Genomic DNA, 22765 nt, shown 5'->3' with positions numbered 1-22765 from the left:
CGTTATGGTACATTTTGTTGGTGCAGGCCCCGGCGCACCGGACCTCATCACCCGGCGGGGCGCGGCCCTGCTTCAGAAAGCCGACTGCATCATCTATGCGGGCAGTCTGGTGAACCCGGCCCTGCTGGGCCTTGCAAAGGCAGACTGCGCCATTTATAACAGCGCTGAAATGACGCTGGAGCAGGTGCTGGATGTGATGCGGCAGATGGAAGCTGCGGGTAAGATCACCGTGCGCCTGCACACCGGCGACCCCAGCCTTTACGGTGCCATCCGGGAGCAGATGGATGTGCTGGACGCCGAGGGCATTCCCTACGATGATACCCCCGGTGTGTCCAGCTTCTGCGGTGCAGCGGCGGCACTGAATGCAGAGTACACGCTGCCCACCGTGAGCCAGACCGTCATCATCACCCGCATGGAGGGCCGCACCCCGGTGCCGGAAAAAGAAAAGCTGGCAAGCCTTGCCGCCCACGGGGCAACGATGGTCATTTTCCTATCCATCGGCCTTGTGGACAAAGTACAGCAGGCGCTTCTGGCAGGCGGTGCCTATACGCCGGATACCCCGGCAGCGGTGGTATATAAGGCCACATGGCCGGAAGAAAAAACGGTGCGCTGCACCGTAGGTACGCTGGCGGAAAGCGTTCATGCAGCGGGTATCACCAAAACGGCGCTCATCGTGGCAGGCGGCTTTCTGGGCCGGAATTATGAGCGCAGCAAGCTCTACGACCCGGCCTTTACCACCGAGTTCCGCAAGGGGACAGACCGGTGACCCGCGCCTATCTGGCCTTTACGGCAAAGGGCCTTGCACTGGCCCAAAAACTGGCGGCGGCATATCCCGGCAGCGTGGCCCGCTGCGGCCATGAAGCCGGGCAGGTGCACCTTGCCGATTGGACGGCCCGCCAGTTTGCCGGGAGCGATGCCCTTGTTTTTGTAGGTGCTGTGGGCATTGCGGTGCGGGCCATTGCGCCCCACTGCCAAAGCAAGGCGCAGGACCCTGCCGTTGTGGTGCTGGACGAGTGCGGCCGCTTTGCCGTGCCCATCCTCTCAGGCCACCTGGGCGGTGCCAACGACCTTGCCCGGGCGCTTGCCGCTGTGTGCGGTGCGGTGCCGGTGATCACCACAGCCACCGACGCAAACGGTGTGTTTGCGGTGGACGAGTGGGCAAAGCACCAGAACTGCACCGTGCTGGAGCCGGAGCGCATCAAGCTTGTCAGCGGTGCACTGCTGGCGGGCAAAACGGTGCAGTTTGCATCCGACTGGCCCATTGCGGGTGCACCGCCTGATGGGATCACGGCGGGAGATGCCCCGGACTTTGCCCTCACCCTCTGCCCGGCGGGGGATGCGCTGCATCTGGTGCCGCGCATCGGCGTGCTGGGCGTGGGCTGCAAACGCGGCACCGGCACCGAAACGCTGGCCGAAGCCTTTGCAGCTTTCTGTGCCCAGAACCGCCTTGCGCCGCAATGCATCACGGCGGCGGCAAGCATCGACTTAAAACAAAACGAGGCGGGCCTGCTGACCTTCTGTAAGAGCCACAGCTGGCCGGTGCAGTTTTTCACAGCGGAACAGCTGCGTGCCGCCCCCGGCAGCTTTACGCCTTCGGCCTTTGTGCAGAGCGTTACCGGCGTGGATAATGTCTGTGAACGGTCGGCAGTGCTGGCCGCAGACGGGACACTCGTTTTTCACAAATATGCCCATACCGGCGTGACCTTTGCGCTGGCCGTGCGGCCCTATGCCCCGGACTGGAGGTGGCAGAATGTTTGACCCGATGGAATTTGAGATCGACGAACCGGAAAAGATAGTCTACGTGGTGGGCATTGGCCCCGGAGATGTTTACTACCTGACACAGGAAGCCCGGAATGTTCTGGAACACGCAGATGCCATCTGCGGCTATAAACTTTATCTTGACCTGATCGAGCAGGAGTTCCCATGTGAGGAATATTATTCCACCGGCATGACCAAGGAGATCGACCGCTGCCGCTGGGCGCTGGAAAAGGCGGATACCGGCAGGCGCGTGGTGATGGTGTGCAGCGGCGACGCAGGCGTTTACGGTATGGCCAGCCCTGTGCTGGAACTGGCGCAGGATTACCCGGACGTTGCCGTAGAAGTGGTGCCCGGCCTTACGGCCGCCCTCAGCGGTGGGGCTGTGCTGGGCGCGCCGCTGGCCCACGATTTCTGCGTGATCTCCCTTTCCGACCGGCTTACCCCGTGGGAGGTCATCGAAAAGCGGCTGGCCTGCGCAGCGCAGGGAGATTTCTGCGCTGCACTCTATAATCCTTCCTCCAAGGGCAGGCCGGACTACCTGCAAAAGGCAGTGCGCATCCTGCGCGCAAACGGCAAGGCGGATGATACCGTCTGCGGCCTTGTGCGCAACATTGGCCGCGAGGGCCAGAGCGCCCGGGTGCTGACGCTGGCCGAGCTGGAAAACACGCCGGTGGATATGTTCACCACCGTGTATATCGGCAACAGCAATACCCGCGCCCTTTCGGGCCGGATGGTCACGCCGCGGGGGTACCGTAAGTGAAGGCGGTCGTGTTCAGCGGCACCACCGAGGGCCGTCGCTTTTCCAAAAAGCTGGCAGAGCTTGGCGTTGTGGTAACGGTGTGCGTGGCAACGCCGCTGGGTGCCGAGGAGCAGGGCGAAATGGCGGGCATCACGGTGCACGCCGGGCGGCTGCAGCCGGATGCCATGGCGGCATTGCTGGCGGGAGCTGATCTCTGCGTGGATGCCACCCACCCTTATGCAGTGGATGCCACCAGGAACATCCGCGCTGCAGCGGTGCAGGCGGGTGTGGAATACCGCCGCCTGCTGCGTGCGCAAAGCCCTTTGCCGCCCGGCTGTGCGGTGTTTGAAACAGCAGCGCAGGCTGCAGAATATCTGGCCGGGACAGAGGGCAATATCCTGCTTGCCACCGGTGCCAAGGAGCTGGCTGTGTTTGCCGGGCTGGAACCGGCGCGGCTTTACCCGCGCGTCCTGCCCACGCCGGAGGGCATTGCCGCCTGTGAAGCGGCCAATGTCCCGCACCGGAACATCATTGCCATGCAGGGGCCGTTCAGTCTGGCGCTGAATAAGGCGTTAATAACACAGTTCCAGATCCGGTACCTCGTCACCAAGGACGGCGGCGCAGCGGGCGGCTTTGCCGAGAAGGTGCAGGCCGCTGCCGATACCGGCGCACAGCTGGTGGTGCTGCGCCGCCCGCCGGAAACTGGCGAGACGGAAACACAAATTTTAGCGTATTGCAAGGAGATTTTGCAATGGTCACACTGATCGGCATGGGCAGCGGAAAATGGGAAGCCCTTTCGGCGCAGGCGCAGCAGGCTGTGCGCAGCGCGGGCCTTGTGTTCGGTGCAAAGCGGCTGCTGGCGGGCCTGCCTGCAGACTGCACGGCCCGGCAGTTCGCGCTCTACCAGCCCGCTGACATTCTGGAAACACTGGCACAAAACCCCGGGCAGGATGCTGCCGTGCTTTACAGCGGCGATACCGGATTTTACTCCGGTGCGTCCGGTCTGCTCACGCCGCTGCGGGCGCTGGGCATCCCCGCGCGGGTGTATCCGGGCGTTTCCAGCATCCAGCTGCTTTCAGCGGCGCTGGGCCGACCGTGGCAGGACTGGAAGCTGGTCTCGGCCCATGGCTGTGCCTGCGACCCGGTGGCCGAGTGCATGATGAACCGTTCGGTGTTCTTCCTCACCGGCGGCACTGAAACGCCCGCCTCTCTGTGCCAGAAGCTGACCGATGCCGGTATGGGCGAAGCCCACGGCGTGGTGGGCGAAAACCTTGGCACCGAGGCGGAAGCCATCCGCTACGGCTCTGCTGCAGAGCTGGCGGGGCAGAGCTTTGCACCACTCAGCGTGCTTCTGGTGGAAAACTTTGATCTGCCGCAGCTGCGTGCGCCGGGCTTCCCGGACGAAAGCTTCATCCGGAGCGAGGTGCCCATGACCAAGCAGGAGGTGCGCGCTGCTGCGCTGGCAAAGCTGGCGGTAATGCCCACCGACACTCTGTGGGATGTGGGCGCAGGCACCGGCAGTGTGAGCGTGGAGCTTGCGCTAGCGGCACCCAAAGGCCGCGTTTACGCCGTGGAGTGTGAACCGGATGCCTGTGAACTGATCCGTAAAAACCGGGCAAAGTTCCATGCTTGCAACCTCATCCTCATCGAGGGCCGCGCACCGGATGTGCTGGCAGACCTGCCTGCGCCGGATGCCGTGTTCATCGGCGGCACCAAAGGCGGCATGGAAGCCGTGCTGGATGAAGTGCTCGGCAAGAATCCGAACGCACGCATCTGCATTTCGGCCATTGCGCTGGAAACGCTGGGCGCTGCCATTGCCGCCCTCACGGCCCGGGGCCTGACCGCAGAGGTAACGCAGATCGCCGTCAGCCGCACAAAACCGGCGGGCCGACTGCACCTGCTCATGGCCAATAACCCCATCTTCCTCATTACGGGTACACGCAAATGATGCAATTCCTCATCGCCGCGCCTTCTTCCGGCAGCGGCAAGACCACTGTTGCCTGCGCAGTGTTGGCGGCGCTGAAAAAGCGCGGGGCCGACCCCTGTGCGTTCAAAAGCGGGCCGGACTACATCGACCCCATGTTCCACCGCTCGGCTCTGCAGGTGGACAGCCACAATCTGGATCTGTTTCTTTCCAACAGGGATATGGTGCGGGCCATTTTTGCCCGCTATGCCGCCGGGCATGGTGCCGCCGTGTGCGAGGGCGCTATGGGCTTTTATGATGGTCAGGGCCTGACCACCCGTGCCAGCGCTTGGGAACTGGCGGATACGCTGGGCCTGCCGGTGCTGCTGGTGGTACAGCCCAAGGGTGCCAGCGTGACGCTGGCCGCACAAATTCAGGGCCTTGTGAGCTTCCGCAAAAACAGCCATGTTTCGGGCATCCTGCTCAATGATTGTTCCGAAAAGCTGTATAAAATGCTCAAGGCCCTGCTGGAAAGGGAGACCGGCCTGCCGGTGCTGGGCTATCTGCCCCATTTGCCGCAGGCAGCGGTAGAAAGCCGACACCTCGGCCTGAAGACTGCAGATGAAATTGCCGACCTGCAGGAAAAGATCACCCTGCTGGCCGATGCACTGGTGCTGGATTGGCAGCGCCTTGCCGTGCTGACCGAAAAGCCTGCGCCGGAAGCTTTGCCGGGAGCAGCTGCACCCACATCCGTCCGCATTGCGGTGGCAAAGGACGAGGCGTTCTGCTTTACCTATGCCGAAACGCTGGACGCACTGCGGGATGCCGGGGCGGAGCTTGTGCTTTTCAGCCCGGTGCAGGATGCGGTTTTGCCGGAAAATATAGGTGGGCTGTATCTGCCCGGCGGCTACCCGGAGCTGTACGCCAAAACGCTGAGTGAAAACAAAACCATGCTGGCTTCCATCCGGCAGGCCGTGCAGGCGGGCCTGCCCACAGCGGCCGAATGCGGCGGCTTTTTGTATCTGGGCCGGAGCCTTGAGGATGTCGACGGTAAGGCGTGGCCCATGGCAGACGTTCTGCCGGGCGATGGCATCCGGGTGGGAAGGCTGGTGCGCTTTGGCTATGCCGAAATGACTGCCAAGGCGGACAGTATGCTCTTCTGCGCCGGAGAAACGCTGCCCATCCACGAATTCCACCACTGGGATTCCACCGCAAACGGCACTGCATTTACTGCCTGCAAAAACGAAAAAATGCAGTGGGAATGCGGCTTTGCAAACGAGAATTTCTATGCGGGGTTCCCGCATTTATACTGGGCGGGCACGCCCCTGCCGGGCCGCTTTGTGCGCGCGGCAGAACGATACAGCAAAACAAAAGGATGACCAAAATGACCGAAACGGAACTGAATGCACTTTTGGCGGGTATCACCCCGGCCAACGAAGCCGCCCGTGCGGCGGCACACGCCCACTGGGCCAGCCTTGCAAAGCCTCTGGGCGGGTTGGGCCGGCTGGAGACCATGCTGGAGGATGCCGCCGCCCTTACCGGCAGTGCGGAGCTTGATCTTTCCCGCCGGGTGGTGGTGGTGCTCTGCGCGGATAACGGCGTGGTGGCGCAGGGCGTGAGCCAGACCGGGCAGGAAGTGACCCGTGCCGTGGCCGAAAACCTTGCCATGCGGCGCACCAGTGTGTGCCAGATGGCCCGCACGGCCCACTGCGATGTTCTGCCCGTGGATATGGGCATGGCAGGCGAACCGGTGCCCGGCGTGCGCAGCTGCCGCATTGCCGCAGGCACGGCGGATTTTACCCAAGGCCCTGCCATGAGCCGGGCCGAGGCCGTGCAGGCCGTTGGGGAGGGCATTGCCCTTGCCCGGGAACTGGCAGAGGATGGCTACAGGCTCATCGCCACCGGTGAAATGGGCATTGGCAATACCACCACCTCCAGCGCGGTGGCGGCAGTGCTGCTGGGCCAGCCCGTGGAGCTTATGACCGGGCGCGGTGCGGGCCTCTCGGACGAAGGGCTTGCCCGCAAGGTGGATGCCATCTGCCGCGGCATCCTTTGCAATGAGCCGGACCCGGAAGACACATTGGATGTGCTTTCCAAGCTTGGCGGCTTTGATATCGCGGGCCTGTGCGGTGTGTTTCTGGGCGGTGCACTGGCCGGCGTGCCAGTGCTGGCAGATGGCTTTATCAGCGGAGTGGCCGCGCTGTGCGCCGTGCGGCTGTGCCCGGCGGCGGCAAAGGCTGTGTTTGCAAGCCACTGCTCGGCAGAGCCTGCCGCGCGCATCGTGCTGGAAGCACTGGGCAAGGCACCCATCATTACGGCGGGGCTGCATCTGGGCGAGGGCACCGGCGCGGTGGCCAGCATCCCGCTGTGGGATATGGCGTTGGCCGTATACGGCGGGTGCTACTCCTTTGCGGAGGGCGGCATTGCGCCGTATACGCCCCAATGTTGACGCTGGTTCTGGGCGGCGCGGCCAGCGGCAAAAGTGAATATGCCGAGAGCCTTGTGCTCAGGACCACCGGCCCCCGCTACTATCTTGCCACCATGCAGGTGTGGGATGCCGAGTGTGCCGCCCGGGTAGAAAAGCACCGCAAAATGCGGGCCGCAAAGCAGTTTGAAACGGTGGAGTGTCCCTTGCATCTGGACAATGTGCGCCTGCCTGCGCGGGGCACTGCCTTGCTGGAAGACCTGGGCAACCTTGCCGCCAACGAGCTGTACGACCCGGCGGGAGCAGGGGAAAACGCGGCCAAAGCCATCCTGCACGGGCTGGAAAGCCTTGCAGCCCAGTGCGAAAACCTCATCGTTGTTTCCAACGAGGTGTTCAGCGGCGGGGCCGACTATGCCGGTGACACAGGCCGCTATCTGCTGGCACTGGCGCAGGTGAACAATGCCTTTGCCGCCCGGGCCGACAATGTGGTGCGGGTGGTATGCGGCATCCCAGTCTATCATAAAGGAGTGGAAAAATGATCGTTTTGCAGACCATTGCGGTGGCCTTTGCCATGTTTTCGGCCATCCCGGTGCCGCAGTTCGACTGGAATGAAAAGAATATGCGCTACGCCATGTGCGCCTTCCCGCTCATTGGTGTCGTTATTGGTGCAGCGTGGTGTGTGTGTGGCGCGCTGCCCCTGCCAGGCTTTGCCAAGGCGGCGGGCTTTGCGCTGATCCCGGTATGGATCACCGGCGGCATCCATCTGGACGGCTATGCCGACACCTGCGATGCCCTTTCCAGCTACGGCGACCGAGAAAAGAAGCTGGAAATATTAAAAGACCCCCATTGCGGTGCCTTTGCGGTCATCCGGCTGTGCAGCTATTTTCTGGCCTATTTTGCCCTGTGCACCTGTGTGAGTTTTACACCCCGCGTGGGTGTGCTGTGGGTTCTGGCACTGGTGCTGGAACGGGCGCTTTCGGGCCTTGCGGTGGCATCGTTCCCCATGGCAAAAAACACCGGTCTTGCACACACCTTTGCCACTGCAGCAGACAAAACTGTGGTGCGCCGGGTGCTGGCGGTGCTGGCCGCAGTGCTGTGCGTGGGTATGGCGGCGCTGGGCGGCTGGGCGCTGGTGCTGGCAGCGCTGGCGGTGCTCTGGCGCTACCATGCCGTGAGCCGGAAACAGTTCGGCGGCATCACCGGCGACCTTGCCGGATGGTTTTTGCAAAAGGCCGAGCTCTGGATGCTGGCGGCGCTGTGTGCCTGCCAGTGGGGAGGGCTGCTATGATCTTTATTACCGGGCCGCTCTACAGCGGCAAGCGCACCTTTGCGCAAACACTTCCCGGCAAGCGTCTTTCGGACGTGCAGGTATTGGCTGCCGATGCCGCCGACCTGCCTGCCTTGGCAGATAAGCTTGCCCATGAATACGATATCCTCATCGCCACCGAGGTAGGCGGCGGTGTTGTGCCGATGGATGTCAAACAGCGCGCAGACCGCGAGGCGGCGGGCAGGCTTGCCTGCCTGCTGGCCGCACGGGCCGAATGCGTTGTGCAGATGTTCTGCGGCATCCCCACGGTTTTGAAAGGAGAATTGTCTCAATGCTGATCTATCTTCTGCGTCATGGCCAGACGGAATACAACGCCCAGAAGCGTTATCAGGGCCAGCGCGACATCCCGCTCTCACCCGAAGGCGCTGCTCAGCTGCGCCGGGCAGATTTTGACCCCGATGTGGTCTATGTTTCCACCTTGCAGCGCACCAGCCAGACGGCGCGCATCCTGTTCCCGGAGGCGAAGCTTGTGCCGGTGGACGGCCTGAAAGAGATGTGCTTTGGCAGCTTTGAGGGCCGCAATTTCATCGAGATGGAAAAGGACCCCGAGTATCAGGCATGGGTGAAGGCCAACTGCGAAAGCCCCTGCCCGGATGGAGAGCGCAAGACGGATTTTTCAGATCGCATCTGCCGCACCGTGGCAGAGCTGATCGATAAAGCTCTTGCCGCAGGCGAAGAACGGCTGGTCATTCTGGCCCACGGCGGCACCCAGATGGCCGCCATGGAGCGGTTTGCCGTCCCCCACAGGGACTATTACGCATGGTGCGGACCCAACGCGGGCGGCTTTGTGCTGGATGCAAAGGACTGGACGGAAAAGCATCTGCTGTATCTCGTGAAGACCGTCCAGTACACAAAGGAGAGCAGGGCATGATCCTTCAGGCAGTTGTCGGCGGTTTTGTGCTGGACGCGCTCTTCGGCGACCCGGCGTGGCTGCCGCACCCGGTGGTGCTTATGGGCAGATGCATCTCCCGGCTGGAAAAGTTCCTGCGCGCCCGCCTGCCCGGCACCCCGCAGGGCGAGCTGCTGGGCGGTGCCGTGACGGCGTTCTGCCTGCCGGTGGGCACCTTTCTGGTCACGAGCCTTGTGTGTCTGGCGGCGGCAAAGCTCAGCCCGTGGCTGGGCCTTGCGGTGCAGATGTTCTGGTGCGGGCAGGCGCTGGCGGCAAGGGGCCTTGCGCAGGAGAGCACAAATGTGTATAACGAGCTGGTTCGGAACGACCTGCCCGCCGCTCGCAAAGCCGTGAGCCGCATCGTGGGCCGCGACACCCAGAACCTGACCGCAGAGGGTGTGACCAAAGCTGCGGTGGAAACGGTGGCCGAAAATGCCAGCGACGGCGTCATTGCGCCGCTGCTGTATATGCTCATCGGCGGGGCACCGCTGGCGCTGACCTACAAGGCTATCAATACCATGGACAGCATGCTGGGCTACAAAAACGAGAAGTATCTTTACTTTGGCCGCGCAGCCGCGAAGCTGGACGATGTGGCCAACTACATCCCCAGCCGCATTGCCGCCCTTTTGTGGGTGGCCGCTGCGGCCTTTACCGGCAACGATGCCAAGGGCGCATGGCGCATCTGGCGGCGGGACCGGCGCAACCACGCCAGCCCCAACAGCGCCCAGACCGAAAGCGCCTGCGCCGGTGCACTGGGCGTGCAGCTGGCCGGCCCGGCCTACTATTTTGGCGAATATTACCCCAAGCCTACCATCGGCGATGCCCTGCGCCCCATTGAACCGCAGGACATCCTGCGCGCCAACCGCATGATGTATGTGGCAAGCGGCTTTGCGCTGGCATGGGGTGCAGCAATACGGGGGTTCCTTGCATGAAACAATTGACCCATGGCGGCGACTGGGCGGGCTATCGCGCCGAGTTTGGCCGCGACCCGCTGGATTTTTCGGCCAATGTCAGTCCGCTGGGGCTGCCGGAAGGGGTGGCAAAGGCCATTACGGCAGCGCTTGCCACGGCCGACCGCTACCCCGACCCGCTGTGCCGGGCCCTGCGTGAAAAACTGGCGGTGGCTGAGGGAGTGCCCGCCGAATGGCTGCTGTGCGGCAACGGCGCGGCAGACCTCATCTTCCGGCTGGCGCTGGCTGCAAAGCCCCGCACTGCACTGGTAACGGCCCCCACTTTTGCCGAGTATGCCACCGCCCTTGAAACGGCAGGCTGCACGGTGGAACGGCATTTTTTGCGGGAAGAAAACGATTTTACGGTGACGAAAGATCTCCTGAACGCGGTGCACCTGGGTACAAATATGGTGTTCCTCTGTCAGCCCAACAACCCCACCGGTCAGCTGGCAGAGCCTGCCCTTGTGGAAGCGCTGCTGCGCAGATGCGAAGCCGTGGGTGCGGTGCTGGCCGTGGACGAATGCTTTCTGGATTTTCTGCCGGAGGGCGAAGGCCTTTCGGCAAAGCATCTGCTGAAAAACAGCAAAAAACTGATTATTTTAAAAGCCTTCACCAAGCTTTACGGCATGGCAGGCGTGCGTCTGGGCTATTGCCTGTGCTCTGATACAGAGCTGCTTGCCCGGATGCGGGCAGCGGGCCAGCCGTGGGCGGTTTCCAGTCTGGCACAGGCGGCGGGCATTGCTGCGCTGGATGAGACGGAATATGTGGCGAAGGTGCGTGCATTGATCGAAGCACAGCGGCCTGTGCTGGCAGACGGCCTGCGGGCGCTGGGCCTGCGGGTGATCGAGGGCCGGGTTAACTATCTGCTGTTCCGCGCGCCGGAAGCGCTGGGCGAAGCGCTGCGCCGCAAGGGTGCGGTACTGCGCAGCTGCGGCAATTATCCGGGCCTTGATGCCAGCTGGTACCGCACCGCCGTGCGCACAGAAAACGAGAACCGGCAGCTGCTTGCACTGCTGGCCGAGACCCTGCCGGAGGTGGCACAATGAGCAAGGCAAAATGCATTATGGTGCAGGGCACCATGAGCGGTGCGGGCAAAAGCCTGCTGTGCGCGGCGCTGTGCCGCATCTTTGCGCAGGATGGCTACCGCGTGGCCCCTTTCAAAAGCCAGAACATGGCCCTGAACAGCTTCGTCACCCGCAACGGTGCAGAGATGGGCCGTGCTCAGGTGGTGCAGGCACAGGCTGCAGGCGTGGAGCCGGATGTGCGCATGAACCCCATCCTGCTCAAGCCCAGCAGCGATGTGGGCAGTCAGGTGATCGTGAACGGCAAGGCCCGGGGCCAGATGCCTGCCGCCGCCTACTTTAAAATGAAGCGCAGCCTTATCCCGGACATTCTGGAAGCCTACAACAGCCTTGCCGCCGAGAACGACATTATCGTGATCGAAGGCGCGGGCAGCCCGGCGGAGATCAACCTGAAAGCCGACGATATCGTCAACATGGGCCTTGCAAAGCTGGTGGATGCGCCGGTGCTTCTGGCGGGCGATATCGACCGGGGCGGCGTATTCGCGCAGCTGTACGGCACTGTGGAGCTGCTGGAAGCCGACGAGCGTGCCCGCATCAGGGGCCTCATCATCAACAAGTTCCGGGGCGATGTGGAGATCCTGCGGCCCGGCCTTGCCATGCTGGAAGAAAAAACGCAGCTGCCCGTGCTGGGCGTAGTGCCGTACCTGCGGGTGGAGATCGAGGACGAGGACTCCCTCTCCGACCGGCTGGATACAAAAGCTGCGGTCAAGCCGCTGGATATCGCCATCCTGCGCCTGCCGCATGTATCCAACTTCACCGATTTTATCCCGCTGGAACAGCACCCGCTGCTGGGCGTGCGGTATGTGCAGCGCACCCGCCAGCTGGGTGCACCGGATCTCGTCATCCTGCCCGGCACCAAGAACACCATGGACGACCTGCGCTGGCTGCGGGAAAGCGGACTGGAAGCGGCGGTGCTCAGGCTTTCGGCAGCCGGTACGCCGGTGCTGGGCGTGTGCGGCGGCTATCAGATGCTGGGCGAACAGCTCTGCGACCCGGCAGGGGAGGAGAGCGGCACCCCCTGCACCCTGCGGGGCCTTGGCCTGCTGCCCACCACGACGGTGTTCGGCACCGAAAAGCACCTGACCCAGACCACAGCCTGTGTGACCACAGAACCCTTTGCAGGCGCAAAGCTGACGGGCTACGAGATCCACGCAGGCCGCACCGAGGTGCGGGGCAGTGCGTTCTGCATCCTTGCAGACGGCACGCCGGAGGGCTGTGTGCAGGACGGTGTATTCGGTACCTATCTGCACGGCCTGTTCGACACCGGCGAACTGACCGAAAAACTGACCGCATTTTTGTGCAAACGGAAGGGCATCGATCCGGCCGGGGCCGAGCTTATCCCCATGGAGCAGTACCGTCAGCAGCAGTTTGATCTGCTTGCCGATGGTGTGCGCGCGGCACTGGATATGCCCGCCATCTATGCCGCCATGGGAATGCAAAAAGGAGACAACACATGACACCGCAGCATCATCTGCCCGCCGACATTGAACGGACGAGCATCTCCATTATCACAAGGGAATTGGACGAGCTGGGCCTGACCCCGCCGCCGGAGATGGCTGCGGTGGTCAAGCGGGTCATCCACACCACCGCGGATTTCGACTATGCCAAAAATCTGCGCTTTACACCCGGCGCGGTGGAAGCCGCAGTCAAGGCCCTGCACGCGGGTGCTTTCATCGTTACCGACACCAATATGGCGCTGGCGGGCATCACAAAGCCGGGCCTGAAAAAACTGAACGGTGAAGCCATCTGCTACATGGCAGACCCCGCTGTGGCCGAAGCCGCAAAGCAGGCGGGCACCACCCGTGCCGTTGCCGCCATGCACCGCGCTGCCCGGGAGCACCCGGGGGCCATTCTGGCCATTGGCAATGCGCCCACGGCCCTTTTGACCATTGCGGAGGAAATGGAAGCCGGTCTGCGGCCTGCGCTGGTCATTGGCGTGCCGGTGGGGTTTGTGAATGTGGTGGAAAGCAAGGAAGTACTGTTTGCCGCCTGCGAGCGATACGGCGTGCCTGCCATCGCCGCCATGGGCCGCAAGGGCGGCAGCAATGTGGCTGCAGCCATCTGCAACGCCCTCATTTACTCTGCCGCCGAAATGCTGGACCCCTCTGCCAGAGGGTGGAACGGATAAGGCGGAAACAGTATAACATCAAAAACCCGGAACCCTTTTTGAGCCGTTTTGGCCGAGAAAAGGTTCCGGGTTTTGTTCATGATTTTTTCAGAGAGCTATTTTGCAACAGCCCCATTTTCACGGAAAAGGTCCGAACCGAGCACGGCATCCACACTGCCGGCATCAGGCTGCGGGGAACGCCTTGTTCCACACTTCGATCACCTTGAACTTCGGGGTCCAGCCTTCGGGCTCGAAGCGGTCGCCCTTGGCACCCATGGTGCCCTGCTCGGTGCACCACTGTGCGGCCTTGGCCATATCAGGGTCGGTCACATCCGCAAAGGCGGGTGCGCACACGCTCAGCACCATGCACAGCGCCACGATGGCCGAAAGCAGCCTTTGGGTCAGGGTCGTCTGCTTCATATGGAATTCCTCCTTTTTGCTTACGGGGGGGTATGCGTCCGCCTTGAAAATACCATATTTCACCTTCTTTTTCAATAAAACCTGCGTGAAACGCCCCAAAACCTGCGTGAAAAACGTTTTGAACCGCTGTGCGCGCCTTTGCCCCCTCTTGCAATTTGTGCGCAAAGGGTGTAAAATACAGTCACAATCAAATACAGGGGAGCTTGTAAAGCAGGCTGAGAGGAAGTACCCAAACTTCGACCCTTTTACCTGATGCGGATAATGCCGCCGTAGGAAGTCAGAATGGATGATTTTTTGCAGGAGGCACCGCGGAAGGTGTCTCCTGTTTTTTGTTGTGTACCTATTACCATTAAGGAGGATACCTTGTACTTTTCTGCGGAAGTGCCGCAGCGGGCTGAGGGGGAGCGCCCTGAGCTTTGTAACCGTCAGCGATGGGAAGCCGTGTTCCGGCGTGAGAGGAGACCAGCAAGTCTCGACCGCTTCTTATAGTTCCTGCGCCGGGTCTGGCACCGGGTGCGGGCTGTTTGCGGAGGCGCTGTATGGTTTTTGCTGCTTCCGCAGGTTTGGAAAGGAGCCTTGCCTTATGAAAAAACTCTCTGTGAAAAAGCTGGCGCTGGCCGGCATGCTGTGCGCTCTGTGCGTGGTGGGCAGCGTATTCAGCTTCCCCATGTTCGGCAGCAAATGTGCACCCATCCAGCACATGGTCAATGTGACCTGCGCGGTGCTGCTTGGCCCGTGGTGGGGCGTGGGCGTGGCCTTTGTGGCCTCGCTGCTGCGCAATCTGCTGGGTCTGGGCAGCCTGATGGCCTTCCCCGGCAGCATGTTCGGCGCACTGCTGTGCGGCCTTGTGTACCATAAGACCAAAAACATCCTTGCCACCATGGTGGGCGAGGTGTTCGGCACCAGCATTCTGGGCGGCCTGTGCGCTTACCCGGTGGCCATCTTCCTCATGGGCAAGAGCGCCGGCGACATCGCGTTCTATGCCTACATCGTGCCGTTCCTCATCTCCACTGCAGTGGGTTCCATCATTGCGGGCGTGCTGGTGTACAGCCTGCAGCGCTCCGGCGCACTGCGCTCCATGCAGAACAGTCTTTCCTGACGGAGGGGCACCCGAATGTTCAAAACAGAATTCGAGAACCTGCGCCGCACCTGCCCGCTCATCCATAACATTACCAACTACGTCACCGTGAACGACTGCGCCAACATGGTGCTGGCCTGCGGTGCTTCGCCCATCATGGCCGACGATGCCGCCGAGGTGGAGGACATCACCACCATCTGCGGCGGTCTGAACATCAACATCGGCACCCTGAACAGCCGCACCATCACCAGCATGCTGCTGGCGGGCAAAAAGGCAAACCAGCTGGGCCATCCTGTGGTGCTGGACCCGGTGGGTGCGGGTGCATCCCGCCTGCGCACCGACACGGCTTTCCGCCTGCTCAGGGACGTAAAGTTCACCGTGATCCGCGGTAACATCTCCGAGATCAAAACGCTGGCCTCCGGCGCGGGAACCACCAAGGGCGTGGATGCCGATGTGGCCGATAAAGTTACTGAGGCCAATCTGGACAGTGCCGTGGCCTTTGCCAAGGCCTTTGCAGCCCAGACGAGTGCCGTTATTGCCATTACCGGTGCCATCGACATCGTGGCCGATGCCGAAAAAGCCTACTGCATCCGCAACGGCAATGCTATGATGAGCAGCATCACCGGCACCGGATGCCAGCTTTCGGCCCTGACGGCGGCGTTCGTCACCGCCAACCCCGGACATCCGCTGGAAGCCGCTGCAGCTGCAGTGTGCGCCATGGGCCTTGCGGGCGAGACCGCCCACAAGCGCCTGACCCCGCTGGACGGCAACTCCACCTACCGCAATTATATCATCGATGCCATTTACAATATGACCCCGGATCAGCTGGAAGAAGGAGCAAACTATGAAGTGCGATAAGCAGAACATGCTTCTGTATGCCGTCACCGACCGCGCATGGGTGGGAAAGCAGACCCTCTATGAACAGGTGGAGAGCGCCCTGAAGGGCGGTGTCACCTGTGTGCAGCTGCGTGAAAAAGAGCTGGACGACGAAGCCTTTCTGAAAGAGGCTGTGGAGATCCATGCTCTGTGCCAGCGCTACGGCGTGCCGTTCTTTGTGAACGACAATGTGGACATTGCCATCCGCTGCCACGCCGAGGGCGTGCATGTGGGGCAGGAGGATATGGCCGCAGCGCAGGTGCGCGCCCGTGTGGGCGACGGTATGATGATCGGCGTTTCCGTCCACAGTGTGGAGGAAGCACTGGAAGCCGTCAAGCACGGCGCAGACTGCCTTGGCGTGGGCGCAGCCTTTGCCACCCATACCAAGACCGATGTGGACGTTCTGCCCCACGAGACCCTGAAGGCCATCTGTGATGCCGTGGACATCCCGGTGGTGGCCATTGGCGGCATCCACAAGGAGAACATCCTGCAGCTCAAGGGCACCGGTGTGGATGGCGTGGCCCTTGTGAGCGCCATCTTTGCAGCAGACGACATCGAGACCGAGTGCAAAGAGTTGAAAGCCCTGTCGGAGCAGATCATCTGACCGATCCCGCGGCAAACCGGGGACACCACCTTGGGCCGCGTTATAAAATTCATGGAGAAAACCAACATGAAAAGCGTATTTTGCGCAGGTGCCGGCATCCAGAACGTTCTGTTTTTTCTGAATGACGGCTGCCTTTCCCTACCCTTGTATGACCAGCACCCTGCTGTTCAGAGATAAACTGTCATTTGGAGGAACAGAGCGTATGCAGACTTATACTACCCAGATGGATGCTGCCCGCAAGGGCATCATCACGCCGCAGATGGAGATCGTGGCAAAGAAGGAATACCGCACCACCGAGGAGATCCGCCAGTGGGTGGCCGAGGGCAAGGTAGCCATCCCGGCCAACAAGCACCACGAGTGTTTGAACCCCGAGGGTGTCGGCTCCATGCTGCGCACCAAGATCAACGTGAACCTTGGTGTCTCCCGCGACTGCAAGGACTACAACGTGGAGATGCAGAAGGTGATGAGCGCCGTCAACATGGGTGCCGAAGCCATTATGGATCTTTCCAGCCACGGCAACACCCAGCCCTTCCGCCAGAAGCTGACCCACGAGTGCCCGGTGATGATCGGCACCGTGCCGGTGTACGATTCGGTCATCCACTACCAGCGCGATCTGGCTGAGCTGACCGCACAGGACTTCATCGATGTGGTGCGCCTGCATGCAGAGGACGGTGTGGACTTTGTCACCCTGCACTGCGGCATCACCCGCAAGACCATCGAGCAGATCCGCAAGCACAAGCGCAAGATGAACATTGTCAGCCGCGGCGGCTCTCTGGTGTTTGCATGGATGAGCATGACCGGCAACGAGAACCCCTTCTACGAGCACTTTGACGAGATCTGCGAGATCTGCGCCGAGCACGATGTGACCATCTCGCTGGGCGATGCCTGCCGTCCCGGCTGTCTGGCTGACGCCACCGATGTGTGCCAGATCGAGGAGCTGGTGCGTCTGGGCGAGTTGACCAAGCGCGCATGGGCACACAACGTGCAGGTGATGGTGGAAGGCCCCGGCCATGTGCCCCTGAATCAGGTGGCTGCCAACATGGAGGTGCAGAAGAGCATCTGCATGGGCGCACCCTTCTATGTGCTGGGACCCCTCGTCACCGATATCGCCCCCGGTTACGACCACATCACCGCTGCCATCGGCGGCGCTGTGGCTGCAGCCAGCGGTGCAGCTTTCCTGTGCTATGTGACCCCCGCCGAGCATCTGGCTCTGCCCAATGTGGACGATGTGAAGCAGGGCATCGTGGCCTCCAAGATCGCTGCCCACGCCGCCGATATCGCCAAGGGCATCCCCCACGCCCGGGACATCGACGATAAGATGGGCGATGCCCGCCGTGTGCTGGACTGGGATGCACAGTTCGCCTGCGCACTGGACCCGGAGACCGCAAAGGCCATCCGCGATGCCCGCCTGCCGGAGGACGACCACAGCGACACCTGCAGCATGTGCGGCAAGTTCTGTGCCGTGCGCAGCATGAACAAGGCGCTGGCCGGTGAGTACATCGACATTCTGTAAAAATCTTCTGTTTTGCGCGCAGCAGCGCGCATCTTCCTCCGCCGCCCGGTATGACCGCCGGGCGGCTTTTGTGTTGTAATTCCAAAAAGATTGTGTTAAAATAACAATAAGGCGCTGATTGCAAAATTGGTGGTCATGCTTTCTATCCCGTATCGCTGGTTTTTCTATTTCTACATAGAACAAGCAGAGGTCCGGGAGGAAACTTTTTTGAAAGTACCCTGCCCGGAGCCTTGAAGGCGAAGGGAGGGGGATATCGAATGAATCTGCTGGAGACTCTCGCATTGCTCACGTTCATTCTCGCGTTGTTGAGCTTGGTCGTGGATGTGATCCGTCTGACCGTTGAGGTCATGGCAAAGTTTTCCCAGATGAAAAGCGATGATAACAAAAAAGATTGACCGCCTCACAGTTCCCCAACTCGAGCGGTCAATCTTTTTGACTAACGGGATGGAAAGCTGACCTTTGCAGTCAGCGCCCCTTCTGTTTGTAGTATAATCGAAGCTATGTGATTTGTCAAGTTATCCTGTTCCATCGATTATTTCTATCGATTTTTTAGAATTTACAATTCTTCTGTACTGTACTATAATGAAGTTATCGTCTTCATTCCATTGATCTACAGGAGGAATCTGCCTTGCTGGTAAATCTTATCGAATCCGTCTATCGCCTTTTGTGGGGCGACCTGTTCACCATCCCGCTGGGCGGCGGCATCGGCATTTCCTTCATGGTGGTGCTGCTGTTCACGGCGGGCATCTGGTTCACCTGCCGCACCCGTCTTTTGCCGGTGCGGCTGTTCCGGGATATGATCGCCGCCGTGTGCGAGAAAAAGCAGGGCAGGGACGGCCTTTCCTCCTTCCAGACGCTGGTCATTTCCACCGCTACCCGCGTGGGCATGGGCAATCTGGTGGGCGTGGTGGCCGCTGTTTCTGCAGGCGGTGCCGGTGCGGTGTTCTGGATGTGGGTCACTGCCATTCTGGGTGCGTCCACCTCCTTTATCGAATCCACCCTTGCCCAGAAATACCGCCAGCCCGACCCGCTGTACGGCGGCTGGCGCGGCGGACCGGCCTACTATCTGCATGTGCTGGCGGAGCGCAGGCGCGGCAAAAAGCTCAAACGCTCTGTGGTAGCGGCACTGTTTGCGGTGTCTGGTCTCATCTGCTGGTGCGGCATCAGTCAGGTAATCTCCAACTCGGTCAGTTCCGCGTTTGAAAATGCGTTCCATATTCCGCCGCTTACTACCACACTGGTGCTCACGGCCATTGCGGCGGTGATCGTGCTGCGCAAGAATGCCACCGTGAAAAGTCTGGACGTGATGGTGCCCATCATGGCGGTGTGCTATTTTGTCATCACCGTGGGCATCGTGCTGTTCAACCTGCCCAAGCTCCCGGCGGTGTTCGGGCGCATCTTTGCGGAAGCGTTCGGTCTGCGGCAGGCCGTGGCTGGCGGCTTTGGTGCTGTGCTGATGAACGGTGTCAAGCGCGGCCTGTTCTCCAACGAAGCGGGCAGCGGTTCGGCACCCTGTGCAGCCGCCGCCGCAGAGTGCGACGATCCGGTCAAGATGGGCTTTGTGCAGGCACTGGGCGTGCTGATCGATACGGTGGTGATCTGCAGCTGCACGGCTTTTTTGATGCTGCTGGTGCCGCAGGAGATCACGGAAGGACTTGCGGGCATGGACCTTTTGCAGACTGCCCTGCAGTACCATCTGGGCGGCTTTGGTGTCGTGTTCATTGCGGCCACGCTGGCGCTGTTCAGCTTTTCCACCTTTCTGGGCGTTTTGTACTATGCCCGCGGCAATGTGGCCTATCTGTGCGGCGACAACTGGTGGAGCCAGACCGTGTATAAGCTGATCGCGCTGGCCATGCTGGTGATCGGCGGTATGCAGGCCTACACGGTGGTGTGGGATCTGGGCGACGTGGGCATTGGCCTGATGACCATTTTCAACATGATAGCTTTGGTGCCCATGGCAAAGGAAGCACTTGCCGCCCTGAACGACTACGAAAAACGCAAAAAACTGCAGTAAATAGCAAAGGCCCGGCTCCCTGTAACATGGGAACCGGGCCTTTCAGGTTATTTTATTGCAGATCAGATTTGTTTAAAAGCAGCCCGCCTGCAAGCCCGGCCAGCGCAGGCAGCACCCAGCCAAAGCCCATGCTGCCCAGCGGCAGAGCGTTGGCGGCGGCAGATACTGCCCCCAGCGGCAGCGCAGCGGCGATGCTCTGCAGGGCGGTCAGGCCCATGCACAGCGGATACACCGCCCGGTGCTTTTCAAGGCCCGGCATAAAGGAAAGCAGGATCAGCACGATGGCTGCGGGATAAATGGCGTTCAGCACCGGAGTGGACAGCCGGATGATGGCAGCAAGGCCGAGGTTCGATACCAGCATACTGGCCACAGCAAAAAAAGCGGCAAGGGCAGGGTAGGGGATGCGGGGCAGAAGCTGATGAAAATACTGCCCCACACAGGCGATCAGGCCCACGCAGGTGTTGAAGCATGCGATCACAAAAATGGCCGCAATGAGCACAAGGCCCGCCCGGCCGAACAGCTGCTGTGCCAGAGCGGTGAGCACCTCGGCACCGGTGGCAAGGCCCGGATACACCGTGCCGGTCTCGGCCCCGGCGTGGCCCAGCATGGCGTAGACCACCAGCATCAGCCCGCCTGCAATAAAACCGGCCCGGATGGTGCCGCCTTCCACGGCACGGCTTTCTGTGACACCCCGGGCGCGGATGTTCAGGGCGATGACCGCGCCAAAGTTCAGCCCGGCCAGCGTGTCCATGGTCTGGTAGCCGTACAGGATGCCCTGCACAGCGGGCAGGGCTGCGTACTCTGCGCTGGGTGTGCCGTAGTGTGCCGCCAGCGGATGGATGAGACACCCGGCAAACAGCACCACGATGAGCACGATCAGGCAGGGGCAGAGGATGCGGCCCAGCCAGTCGGTAAGCTTTTCCGGCCGCAGCGCCACCAGAAAGGCCGCTGCAAAAAACAGCACCGAGTAGGCCAGCTGCAGCCCGATACCGCCGCCTATCAGCGGCACCAGCATCTGGAACGAGGTGCTTGCCGTGCGGGGAATGGCAAGGCAGGGGCCGATGGAAAGATACACCAGAATGGTGAACACCATGGCGAACACCGGATGCACCCGGCCGGCAAGCTTATCCAGACCACCTGCCCGTGCCACAGCCACCACGCCCGCAATGGGCAGGCCGACGGCGCTGACGGCAAGGCCCGCAAAGGCAGGCCAGAGGCTGGTACCGGCCTGTGCGCCCAGATGCGGCGGGAAGATTAGGTTCCCGGCTCCGAAAAACATGGAAAATAGCGTAAAACTGACCAAAAGCAGGCTTTTGCCGGAGAGCTTCTGCATAGGACAGACACCTCATTTCTTTCCTGCATCAAAGATGACAGAGATTTATACAGTTCAGTTTATCGTTTTATTGATTTCATGTCAAGAAAGAAAAACATGAAGAAAAGTAATCACAGGCATGATAAGCTCTTATGCATCATGATGCATGGGTCATTGGCGTTTGGAAAGAGATATGGTATTATAATGTAGAACTGAGCAGGCCATCAGGGCGCTTTCTCCGCGAAATTCGGGACTTCCAGCTCCCGCCCTGTTGCCTTATGGCAACAGGGTCCTATCCTCGGATCATTCGCTGAAGAAACACCCTGCCGTCCTGCATTTATTTGTAATCAGGAGCAGGTAAGTTTATGAAGCAACATAAACAACTTTTTCAGCGGCTGGGCGCTGCAGCCTTCTGGCTGGCGGTGTGGCAGTGCGCCGCCATGGCGGTGGGACAGGAGGTGTTCCTTGTTTCGCCGGTGCAGGCGGTGCGCACTCTTTTGCGGCTTTTGCCGCAGGCAGAGTTCTGGCAGCGGGTGGGTTTCAGCTCCGGGCGCATTCTGCTGGGTTTTGGGCTGGGCGTGGCCGTAAGCATCGTGCTGGCTGTGGCCGCACAGGCGTGGCACACGGCAGATGTGCTGCTTGCTCCGGTGCTGCAGCTGGTCAAAGCCACGCCGGTGGCAAGCTTTATCATTCTGGCGCTGGTGTGGGTGCGGGGGGCATCGCTTTCGGTGCTCATCAGCTTTTTAATGGTGCTGCCCGTGCTGTACGGTGCGGTGCGCACCGGCATCCAGAGCGCAGACCCACAGCTGTTGGAGATGACGAAGGTGTTTCGCCTTCCGCTGGGCCGACGGCTGCGGGCGGTGTGGCTGCCTGCGGTGCTGCCGGCCTTCCGGCAGGGATGCAGCGTGGCCCTTGGCATCTGCTGGAAGAGCGGCGTTGCCGCTGAGGTGATCGGCCTGCCCAATGGCAGCATCGGCGATGCACTCTACCGGGCCAAGATCACCCTTTCCACCGGGGAGCTGTTCGCATGGACGTTTGTGATCATCCTGCTCAGCGCCGGGTTTGAAAAGCTGTTCCTGCTGCTTCTGGACTGCGTGACCCGCGCCGTGACCGGGGAGGTGCCGCAATGCTGACCATCAAGCATCTGACAAAACAGTTCGGGAAGAAAACGCTTTTCCGGGATCTCTGCCTCACGGTGGAAGGCCCGGCGGTGCTGTGGGCACCCAGTGGCTGGGGCAAGACCACATTGCTGCGCATCCTCATGGGGCTGGAAGAACCCACTTCTGGCATAGTACAGGGCGTTGGCCGGGTGGCAGCAGTGTTTCAGGAAGACCGGCTCTGCCCGCAGCTGACAGCTGTGCAGAACGTGACGCTGGTATTGCCTGGCAGTGCAGAACAATACAAGGAGCAAATCATAAAAGATTTTCAACAGTTTGGCATGGATGCTGCCGCACTGGCCCTGCCTGCAACACGGCTTTCCGGCGGACAGAAGCGCCGCACGGCTCTGCTGCGGGCTTTGTGGGCCGCCAGCGATACGCTGCTGTTAGACGAACCCTTTACCGGCATGGACCCGGACACCCTTGCCGCTGCTGCGGCTCTGCTGCGGGAGCGCTGCGGAGAAAAGCCTGTCTTGCTGGCTACCCACGACCGCGAAGCCATCCGCCTTCTGGGCTGGCCGGTGGTTGAGCTGGAAAATGCCTGAGTCTGCATCGATCCTATAGAATGAAAAATCGGAAAGACCAGAACGGCCTTTCCGATTTTTTGCTGC

Annotated in this window: 25 protein-coding genes and 1 riboswitch; of the genes, 23 read left to right on the top strand and 2 right to left on the bottom strand. The window is 61.1% G+C overall.

Annotated elements, in window-relative coordinates:
* Window positions 1-4: 4 nt before the first annotated feature.
* The 15 genes from cobM to DWY76_RS08655 are packed head-to-tail and all read left to right on the top strand — an operon-like array spanning window position 5 to window position 13201.
* On the top strand, window positions 5-766 hold the full coding sequence (cobM, locus tag DWY76_RS08725) for a precorrin-4 C(11)-methyltransferase (protein ID WP_120080988.1): 762 nt from the start codon (window positions 5-7) through the stop codon (window positions 764-766).
* Window positions 763-1758: a cobalamin biosynthesis protein gene (locus DWY76_RS08720; protein WP_120080986.1), complete on the top strand. Its 996-nt coding sequence runs from the start codon at window positions 763-765 to the stop codon at window positions 1756-1758. The genes cobM and DWY76_RS08720 overlap by 4 nt, the downstream gene beginning before the upstream one ends.
* Window positions 1751-2518, top strand: a complete 768-nt coding sequence (gene cobJ, locus DWY76_RS08715) for a precorrin-3B C(17)-methyltransferase (RefSeq protein WP_120080984.1) — start codon at window positions 1751-1753, stop codon at window positions 2516-2518. Before DWY76_RS08720 ends, cobJ begins: the two co-directional genes overlap by 8 nt.
* On the top strand, window positions 2515-3261 hold the full coding sequence (cobK, locus tag DWY76_RS08710) for a precorrin-6A reductase (protein WP_120080982.1): 747 nt from the start codon (window positions 2515-2517) through the stop codon (window positions 3259-3261). Before cobJ ends, cobK begins: the two co-directional genes overlap by 4 nt.
* Window positions 3249-4445, top strand: coding sequence for a precorrin-6y C5,15-methyltransferase (decarboxylating) subunit CbiE (cbiE, locus tag DWY76_RS08705; RefSeq protein WP_118528961.1), 1197 nt, complete (start codon window positions 3249-3251; stop codon window positions 4443-4445). The genes cobK and cbiE overlap by 13 nt, the downstream gene beginning before the upstream one ends.
* Window positions 4442-5779: a cobyrinate a,c-diamide synthase gene (locus DWY76_RS08700; protein ID WP_120080980.1), complete on the top strand. Its 1338-nt coding sequence runs from the start codon at window positions 4442-4444 to the stop codon at window positions 5777-5779. The genes cbiE and DWY76_RS08700 overlap by 4 nt, the downstream gene beginning before the upstream one ends.
* A 5-nt stretch (window positions 5780-5784) precedes the next feature.
* Window positions 5785-6849: a nicotinate-nucleotide--dimethylbenzimidazole phosphoribosyltransferase gene (gene cobT / locus DWY76_RS08695; protein ID WP_165852597.1), complete on the top strand. Its 1065-nt coding sequence runs from the start codon at window positions 5785-5787 to the stop codon at window positions 6847-6849.
* The gene (locus DWY76_RS08690; protein ID WP_120080976.1) at window positions 6843-7364 is read left to right on the top strand and encodes a bifunctional adenosylcobinamide kinase/adenosylcobinamide-phosphate guanylyltransferase; all 522 of its coding nucleotides are present in this window, start codon (window positions 6843-6845) and stop codon (window positions 7362-7364) included. Before cobT ends, DWY76_RS08690 begins: the two co-directional genes overlap by 7 nt.
* On the top strand, window positions 7361-8113 hold the full coding sequence (locus tag DWY76_RS08685; protein WP_120080974.1) for an adenosylcobinamide-GDP ribazoletransferase: 753 nt from the start codon (window positions 7361-7363) through the stop codon (window positions 8111-8113). The genes DWY76_RS08690 and DWY76_RS08685 overlap by 4 nt, the downstream gene beginning before the upstream one ends.
* Window positions 8110-8430, top strand: a complete 321-nt coding sequence (locus DWY76_RS08680; protein WP_005943245.1) for a bifunctional adenosylcobinamide kinase/adenosylcobinamide-phosphate guanylyltransferase — start codon at window positions 8110-8112, stop codon at window positions 8428-8430. The genes DWY76_RS08685 and DWY76_RS08680 overlap by 4 nt, the downstream gene beginning before the upstream one ends.
* Window positions 8424-9023, top strand: a complete 600-nt coding sequence (locus DWY76_RS08675) for a histidine phosphatase family protein (RefSeq protein ID WP_005943240.1) — start codon at window positions 8424-8426, stop codon at window positions 9021-9023. Before DWY76_RS08680 ends, DWY76_RS08675 begins: the two co-directional genes overlap by 7 nt.
* Window positions 9020-9973, top strand: coding sequence for an adenosylcobinamide-phosphate synthase CbiB (gene cbiB, locus DWY76_RS08670; RefSeq protein ID WP_120080972.1), 954 nt, complete (start codon window positions 9020-9022; stop codon window positions 9971-9973). The genes DWY76_RS08675 and cbiB overlap by 4 nt, the downstream gene beginning before the upstream one ends.
* Entirely contained in the window at window positions 9970-11037 is a 1068-nt protein-coding gene (locus DWY76_RS08665) for a threonine-phosphate decarboxylase (RefSeq protein WP_120080970.1), read from the top strand. Before cbiB ends, DWY76_RS08665 begins: the two co-directional genes overlap by 4 nt.
* The gene (locus tag DWY76_RS08660) at window positions 11034-12530 is read left to right on the top strand and encodes a cobyric acid synthase (RefSeq protein ID WP_120080968.1); all 1497 of its coding nucleotides are present in this window, start codon (window positions 11034-11036) and stop codon (window positions 12528-12530) included. The genes DWY76_RS08665 and DWY76_RS08660 overlap by 4 nt, the downstream gene beginning before the upstream one ends.
* Window positions 12527-13201 (top strand): precorrin-8X methylmutase, encoded by a 675-nt coding sequence (locus DWY76_RS08655; RefSeq protein ID WP_120080966.1) that lies wholly within the window; start codon window positions 12527-12529, stop codon window positions 13199-13201. Before DWY76_RS08660 ends, DWY76_RS08655 begins: the two co-directional genes overlap by 4 nt.
* Before the next feature lie 162 nt (window positions 13202-13363).
* On the opposite strand, the gene DWY76_RS08650 is transcribed toward DWY76_RS08655, so the two are convergent.
* Window positions 13364-13600 (bottom strand): hypothetical protein, encoded by a 237-nt coding sequence (locus tag DWY76_RS08650; protein ID WP_120080964.1) that lies wholly within the window; start codon window positions 13598-13600, stop codon window positions 13364-13366.
* Between the two features lie 185 nt (window positions 13601-13785).
* Window positions 13786-13893, top strand: a riboswitch (TPP riboswitch).
* 290 nt (window positions 13894-14183) lie between these two features.
* On the opposite strand from DWY76_RS08650, the gene thiW reads away from it, so the two are divergent.
* The 6 genes from thiW to DWY76_RS08625 all read left to right on the top strand — a co-directional run bounded on the left by thiW (window position 14184) and on the right by DWY76_RS08625 (window position 19685).
* Window positions 14184-14699 carry an energy coupling factor transporter S component ThiW gene (gene thiW / locus DWY76_RS08645; protein WP_118528981.1) on the top strand — a complete coding sequence of 172 codons (516 nt, stop codon included), beginning with the start codon at window positions 14184-14186 and terminating at the stop codon, window positions 14697-14699.
* A gap of 15 nt (window positions 14700-14714) precedes the next feature.
* Entirely contained in the window at window positions 14715-15536 is an 822-nt protein-coding gene (gene thiM / locus DWY76_RS08640) for a hydroxyethylthiazole kinase (protein ID WP_120080962.1), read from the top strand.
* Window positions 15523-16158: a thiamine phosphate synthase gene (gene thiE / locus DWY76_RS08635; RefSeq protein WP_120080960.1), complete on the top strand. Its 636-nt coding sequence runs from the start codon at window positions 15523-15525 to the stop codon at window positions 16156-16158. The genes thiM and thiE overlap by 14 nt, the downstream gene beginning before the upstream one ends.
* Window positions 16159-16360: 202 nt before the next feature.
* Window positions 16361-17671 carry a phosphomethylpyrimidine synthase ThiC gene (thiC, locus tag DWY76_RS08630; RefSeq protein WP_044953845.1) on the top strand — a complete coding sequence of 437 codons (1311 nt, stop codon included), beginning with the start codon at window positions 16361-16363 and terminating at the stop codon, window positions 17669-17671.
* A 257-nt stretch (window positions 17672-17928) separates the two neighbouring features.
* Window positions 17929-18066 carry a hypothetical protein gene (locus DWY76_RS14015; protein ID WP_165852596.1) on the top strand — a complete coding sequence of 46 codons (138 nt, stop codon included), beginning with the start codon at window positions 17929-17931 and terminating at the stop codon, window positions 18064-18066.
* A 233-nt stretch (window positions 18067-18299) separates the two neighbouring features.
* Window positions 18300-19685, top strand: a complete 1386-nt coding sequence (locus DWY76_RS08625) for an alanine/glycine:cation symporter family protein (RefSeq protein ID WP_005943194.1) — start codon at window positions 18300-18302, stop codon at window positions 19683-19685.
* Between the two features lie 52 nt (window positions 19686-19737).
* Here DWY76_RS08625 and brnQ read toward each other — a convergent pair whose 3' ends face one another.
* The gene (gene brnQ, locus DWY76_RS08620; RefSeq protein WP_120080958.1) at window positions 19738-21018 is read right to left on the bottom strand and encodes a branched-chain amino acid transport system II carrier protein; all 1281 of its coding nucleotides are present in this window, start codon (window positions 21016-21018) and stop codon (window positions 19738-19740) included.
* 344 nt (window positions 21019-21362) lie between these two features.
* On the opposite strand from brnQ, the gene DWY76_RS08615 reads away from it, so the two are divergent.
* Together DWY76_RS08615 and DWY76_RS08610 are read left to right on the top strand one after the other, a co-directional pair.
* Window positions 21363-22130: an ABC transporter permease subunit gene (locus DWY76_RS08615; protein ID WP_120080956.1), complete on the top strand. Its 768-nt coding sequence runs from the start codon at window positions 21363-21365 to the stop codon at window positions 22128-22130.
* Window positions 22124-22699 carry an ATP-binding cassette domain-containing protein gene (locus DWY76_RS08610; protein ID WP_120080954.1) on the top strand — a complete coding sequence of 192 codons (576 nt, stop codon included), beginning with the start codon at window positions 22124-22126 and terminating at the stop codon, window positions 22697-22699. The genes DWY76_RS08615 and DWY76_RS08610 overlap by 7 nt, the downstream gene beginning before the upstream one ends.
* Window positions 22700-22765 lie beyond the last annotated feature (66 nt).

The organism is Faecalibacterium sp. AF27-11BH, assembly GCF_003603005.1.
Taxonomy (GTDB): Bacteria; Bacillota; Clostridia; order Oscillospirales; family Ruminococcaceae; genus Faecalibacterium; species Faecalibacterium taiwanense.
The sequence above is the reverse complement of the archived record's forward strand: the minus strand, read 5'-3'. Positions and strand labels throughout refer to the sequence as shown.

Excerpts from the sequence above, each read along its gene's own strand:
- cobM (WP_120080988.1), top strand. The coding sequence starts at position 5 with ATGGTACATTTTGTTGGTGCAGGCCCCGGCGCACCGGACCTCATCACC.
- cobJ (WP_120080984.1), top strand. The coding sequence starts at position 1,751 with ATGTTTGACCCGATGGAATTTGAGATCGACGAACCGGAAAAGATAGTC.
- cbiE (WP_118528961.1), top strand. The coding sequence starts at position 3,249 with ATGGTCACACTGATCGGCATGGGCAGCGGAAAATGGGAAGCCCTTTCG.
- DWY76_RS08700 (WP_120080980.1), top strand. The coding sequence starts at position 4,442 with ATGATGCAATTCCTCATCGCCGCGCCTTCTTCCGGCAGCGGCAAGACC.
- cobT (WP_165852597.1), top strand. The coding sequence starts at position 5,785 with ATGACCGAAACGGAACTGAATGCACTTTTGGCGGGTATCACCCCGGCC.
- DWY76_RS08690 (WP_120080976.1), top strand. The coding sequence starts at position 6,843 with ATGTTGACGCTGGTTCTGGGCGGCGCGGCCAGCGGCAAAAGTGAATAT.
- DWY76_RS08685 (WP_120080974.1), top strand. The coding sequence starts at position 7,361 with ATGATCGTTTTGCAGACCATTGCGGTGGCCTTTGCCATGTTTTCGGCC.
- DWY76_RS08680 (WP_005943245.1), top strand. The coding sequence starts at position 8,110 with ATGATCTTTATTACCGGGCCGCTCTACAGCGGCAAGCGCACCTTTGCG.
- DWY76_RS08675 (WP_005943240.1), top strand. The coding sequence starts at position 8,424 with ATGCTGATCTATCTTCTGCGTCATGGCCAGACGGAATACAACGCCCAG.
- cbiB (WP_120080972.1), top strand. The coding sequence starts at position 9,020 with ATGATCCTTCAGGCAGTTGTCGGCGGTTTTGTGCTGGACGCGCTCTTC.
- DWY76_RS08665 (WP_120080970.1), top strand. The coding sequence starts at position 9,970 with ATGAAACAATTGACCCATGGCGGCGACTGGGCGGGCTATCGCGCCGAG.
- DWY76_RS08660 (WP_120080968.1), top strand. The coding sequence starts at position 11,034 with ATGAGCAAGGCAAAATGCATTATGGTGCAGGGCACCATGAGCGGTGCG.
- DWY76_RS08655 (WP_120080966.1), top strand. The coding sequence starts at position 12,527 with ATGACACCGCAGCATCATCTGCCCGCCGACATTGAACGGACGAGCATC.
- DWY76_RS08650 (WP_120080964.1), bottom strand. The coding sequence starts at position 13,600 with ATGAAGCAGACGACCCTGACCCAAAGGCTGCTTTCGGCCATCGTGGCG.
- thiW (WP_118528981.1), top strand. The coding sequence starts at position 14,184 with ATGAAAAAACTCTCTGTGAAAAAGCTGGCGCTGGCCGGCATGCTGTGC.
- thiM (WP_120080962.1), top strand. The coding sequence starts at position 14,715 with ATGTTCAAAACAGAATTCGAGAACCTGCGCCGCACCTGCCCGCTCATC.
- thiE (WP_120080960.1), top strand. The coding sequence starts at position 15,523 with ATGAAGTGCGATAAGCAGAACATGCTTCTGTATGCCGTCACCGACCGC.
- thiC (WP_044953845.1), top strand. The coding sequence starts at position 16,361 with ATGCAGACTTATACTACCCAGATGGATGCTGCCCGCAAGGGCATCATC.
- DWY76_RS14015 (WP_165852596.1), top strand. The coding sequence starts at position 17,929 with ATGAATCTGCTGGAGACTCTCGCATTGCTCACGTTCATTCTCGCGTTG.
- brnQ (WP_120080958.1), bottom strand. The coding sequence starts at position 21,018 with ATGCAGAAGCTCTCCGGCAAAAGCCTGCTTTTGGTCAGTTTTACGCTA.
- DWY76_RS08615 (WP_120080956.1), top strand. The coding sequence starts at position 21,363 with ATGAAGCAACATAAACAACTTTTTCAGCGGCTGGGCGCTGCAGCCTTC.
- DWY76_RS08610 (WP_120080954.1), top strand. The coding sequence starts at position 22,124 with ATGCTGACCATCAAGCATCTGACAAAACAGTTCGGGAAGAAAACGCTT.